Origin of the sequence: Bellilinea sp. (assembly GCF_034432615.1) — a bacterium.
Taxonomy (GTDB): Bacteria; Chloroflexota; Anaerolineae; order Anaerolineales; family Anaerolineaceae; genus Bellilinea.
In genome coordinates this window covers 1-4,355 of sequence record NZ_DAOUBL010000313.1, presented here as the reverse complement: position 1 = coordinate 4,355, position 4,355 = coordinate 1, and the positions used below count along the sequence as shown (strand labels likewise).

Annotated in this window: 3 protein-coding genes and 1 pseudogene; all 4 read right to left on the bottom strand. The window is 52.6% G+C overall.

All coding sequences use genetic code 11. The annotated features are described in order from the left end of the window. Nucleotides 1-125: 125 nt before the first annotated feature. Nucleotides 126-2,198, bottom strand: coding sequence for an elongation factor G (fusA, locus tag VAE48_RS14240; protein WP_322793993.1), 2,073 nt, complete (start codon nt 2,196-2,198; stop codon nt 126-128). Between the two features lie 40 nt (nt 2,199-2,238). Beyond that, nucleotides 2,239-2,706 (bottom strand): 30S ribosomal protein S7, encoded by a 468-nt coding sequence (gene rpsG / locus VAE48_RS14235; RefSeq protein ID WP_322793992.1) that lies wholly within the window; start codon nt 2,704-2,706, stop codon nt 2,239-2,241. 27 nt (nt 2,707-2,733) lie between these two features. Next, entirely contained in the window at nt 2,734-3,153 is a 420-nt protein-coding gene (rpsL, locus tag VAE48_RS14230) for a 30S ribosomal protein S12 (protein WP_322793991.1), read from the bottom strand. 190 nt (nt 3,154-3,343) lie between these two features. After that, nucleotides 3,344-4,355 (bottom strand): annotated as a pseudogene (locus VAE48_RS14225) (DNA-directed RNA polymerase subunit beta); the annotation flags it as partial.

The following is a 4,355-nucleotide window of genomic DNA, read 5'->3' as shown; positions in this document are numbered from 1 at the left end:
TGCCATGGTCAATATGCCCCATGGTCCCTACGTTCAGATGCGGTTTCGTTCGCTCAAATTTTTGCTTCGCCATGTGATTTAATCTCTCCTCGCAAAAAGTCCTGATAGGAATTCAGTGAATGATATTAGTTGAGAATTTTTTGTTTTACCGATTCGGGTACCGGGGCATAGTGGTCAAACTCCATCGAATAGACGCCCCTACCCTGAGTAGCCGAGCGCAGCTCGGTGGTATACCCAAACATTTCGGCCAATGGCACCAGCGCGCGGATGGCCTGCGCATTGCCCGGACGCATATCCATTCCCTGGATTTCAGCCCGGCGGGAATTCAATTGAGCCAGTACATCACCCAAATATTCTTCCGGTAACACAACCTCCACTTTCATGATCGGCTCCAAAAGTACCGGCGCTCCGCGCTGCATGCCTTCCTTGAAGGCAAAAATGGCAGCCATTTTGAACGCCATTTCACTGGAGTCAACCTCATGATAGGATCCATCGGTCAGGGTGACCTGAATATCCGTCACCGGATACCCCGCCAGAATCCCCGACTCGGCCGCTTCCAAAATACCTTTTTCGACTGCCGGGATGTATTCCTTAGGAATAACACCGCCCACAATTCGATCTACAAAACGGATGCCGTTACCGCGTTCAAGTGGCTCAAGGGTCAGAACCACATGCCCGTACTGACCACGACCGCCGGTTTGTTTGACATACTTGTAATTGACTCCGATTACCGGGCGGGTAATCGTTTCGCGGTAGGAAACCCGCGGGCGGCCAACATTGGCCTGAACGCGGAATTCACGCATCATACGGTCTACGATAATGTCCAGATGCAGTTCGCCCATACCGGCAATGATGGTCTGGCCGGTATTTTCATCTGTGCGCACCTTGAATGTAGGGTCTTCTTCGGCCAACCGGCGCAGGGCTTCTGCCATGCGGTCTTGATCGGCGGTGGTTTTCGGTTCCACAGCCACAAAAATGACCGGTTCGGGGAAGGTGATGCTTTCCAGCAAAATCGGATTCTTGGGGTCGCACAGGGTATCACCGGTAAAGGTATCCTTGAAACCCAGAACAGCCCCAATATCTCCTGCATACACTTCGGTGATGTCTTCGCGCCGGTCAGCGTACATGCGCACCATACGCCCAATCCGCTCCTTGCGGTTTTTGGAAGAATTGAGCACGGTTTCGCCCTGGGTCACTTTTCCCGAATACACCCGGAAATAGGCCAGCCTGCCCACATACGGGTCAGCCACAATTTTGAAAACCAGCGCGCTCATGGGAGCATCATCATCAACCGGACGCTCGATGATGCGGTCATGGTTATCCGGGTCCACCCCTTTGACTGGCGGGATATCCATCGGTGACGGCAAATAATCAATGACTGCATCCAGTATTGGCTGAACCCCCTTGTTGCGCAGGGAAGAACCGCAAAAAACAGGTGTTGCTTTGTTGGCAATGACCGCTCGTCGCAGCACCTGTTTCAATTCATCTACGGAAATTTCCTCGCCTTCAAGGAACTTGATGATCAATTCATCCTCGAATTCGGCGATCTTTTCAACCATGATGGCGCGCATTTCCTGGGCCTGGGGCAGAAGGTAATCGGGTATTTTTCCGTATTTTGGTTCACGGCCCAATTCATCTTCCCATGTGATGGCTTGCATGGTCAGCAAATCCACCACCCCTTCAAAAGCCGATTCCTCGCCAATGGGAATTTGCATCGCAATTGGGTTCGCCCCCAAACGCTGGCGGATTGATTCAATCGTGCGCTCAAAAGAGGCACCTACCCGATCCATCTTATTGACGAAACAAATCCGCGGGACCTGATAGCGGTCTGCCTGACGCCAGACCGTTTCACTTTGTGGTTCAACCCCTTGAACCGCATCAAAAATCACCACTCCGCCGTCCAAAACCCGCAGGGAACGCTGCACCTCAGCCGTGAAGTCAATGTGACCGGGCGTATCAATCACGTTGATTTGATAGCCCTTCCATTCCGCCGTTACCGCTGCAGACACAATGGTAATACCGCGTTCCCGTTCCTGGGCCATCCAGTCAGTGACGGTTGTGCCTTCATCCACCGAGCCAATCCGATAGGTTTTGCCGGTGTAGAACAGGATCCGCTCAGTGGTGGTGGTTTTCCCAGCATCAATATGAGCGATAATCCCAATATTGCGGCACTTTTCTAACGGAAAATTACGCGGCATGAGACTCTTCCTGCACTAAACCCAAACGCCAAAACACCGGCTACACCCGATAATGGGAGAAAGCGCGGTTGGCTTCGGCCATTTTGTGAGTTTCTTCGCGCTTACGCACGGCATTGCCCTGATTATTGGCAGCATCAATCAATTCGGCTGCAATTTTCTCTGCAAAGGATTTACCGGCACGAGCGCGGGCAGCATCCGCAATCCAGCGCATCGCCAGCGCCAGACGACGGTCACCTGGCACTTCCATTGGAACCTGATAAGTGGCGCCACCCACACGGCGGGGACGCACTTCCATAATTGGGCCAACGTTCTTCAGCGCCAGTTCAAAAACCTCCAGCGGATTACGGCCGGTCTTTTCTTTGATCATGTCCATCGCATCATAAACTATGGATACCGCCAGGCTTTTCTTTCCGCGGCGCAAAATGTGATGGATGAATTTTTGCAGATCTACGCTGTTATAGCGCACATCCGGTTCTACAACTCTTTTTTCTGGTTTGGTACGACGCATGAAACTTTCTCCATCCTCAGGTCAGGCTTATTTCTTGGCTTTCTTGGCACCATACTTGGAACGACCCTGAGCGCGTTTGGCAACTCCGGTTGTATCCAGCGTACCGCGCACAATATGATAGCGGACACCCGGCAAGTCTTTCACACGACCACCGCGCACCAGCACCACCGAGTGCTCCTGCAATTGATGACCTTCCCCAGGAATGTAGGCGGTCACCTCAATCATGTTGGTCAGACGAACACGGGCAATCTTGCGCAGCGCCGAGTTCGGCTTTTTGGGGGTCATGGTACGCACAGAAGTGCACACACCGCGTTTTTGCGGAGCGCCTTTCTCCTGACGGGTGCGGCGCTGCTTCATCGAGTTATAGGTGTATTGCAGCGCAGGAGCCTTGCTCTTGACCTTTTTGGTTTGACGACCTTTGCGGATCAGTTGGTTAATTGTTGGCACGTTCTTTTGCCTCCAGAAGATTAGTCCTGCGGCGATTGCTCGCCTTGATTGAATGTGTTTTTTTCAACAACGGAGGCGATCACATCAAGAGATCGCCTCACTGATTCCCGTTCGTCCGTTAGAACTGCGTTTTCGGACAGTAAAGGCACGGAGATGGATTATATCACGGGGGTGATTCCCCGTCAACCTTTCACATCAGTTCATCCAAATCCTCTCCCAATGCCAGCAAGCCGGTTTCCAGTTTGGGCGGACGCACCCGTTCTTCATCTTTACCAAAGCGGATGATCTCACCCGAGTCCATGACCGCCTCAACCGCCAGACCCAGACTCTGCAATTCCTTCACCAGCACGCGGAAGGATGCCGGCAGGCCGGGTTCTTCAATTGGCTCATTCTTGACGATGGCCTCGTAAGTAGCCACGCGTCCCTGTACGTCATCCGATTTTACGGTCAAAATCTCCTGCAGGGTGTAGGCTGCACCGTAGGCTTCCAGCGCCCACACCTCCATTTCGCCAAAGCGCTGGCCACCGAACTGGGCTTTTCCACCCAAAGGCTGTTGGGTAACAAGCGAGTACGGACCGGTCGAGCGCGCGTGCACTTTGTCTTCCACCAGGTGATGCAACTTGAGCATGGTCATCACCCCCACCGTAACAGGCTGGTCATAAGGCATACCCGTCTTTCCATCCCGCAATGTTACTTTACCAATTACCGGCATGGGATTGCCGCTTTCCAACATGTAGGCTTCTGCCTGCTGGCGCACCTGTTGATCATCGGCATTTGCGTCAACTTCAATGCCATTTTCATGCAGCCACAAGCGCAAACAGGCTGTCACCGCATGCTGATCTTTCACCACCATTTGCGGGTCATGGGTAACATTTTCTTCATATACAAGGATATCTTTGGGGTTGTAGCCGTGCTCCTGCAACCAGACTTCCATCCACGACCAGCGCGCATAATTTTCATCATAGGAAAGTTTTTCCACATCATAGCCATGGCTGGCCAATTCCTGTTCAAGGTACAGCAGCCGGACTTCATCATCATCGCGGATGCTTTCGGGGTCGTAAGTCTGTTCTTTGAGCCATTGCCAGGCTTGTTCACCGGCTTCCTTCCATGCGTGGTCAATAATCCACGCTCGGGCAAGTTCGGCTTCAATTTCCTTTTCGTTTGCCCCGTCAAATACTGGCGTAATCGCCCGGAAGATCGGA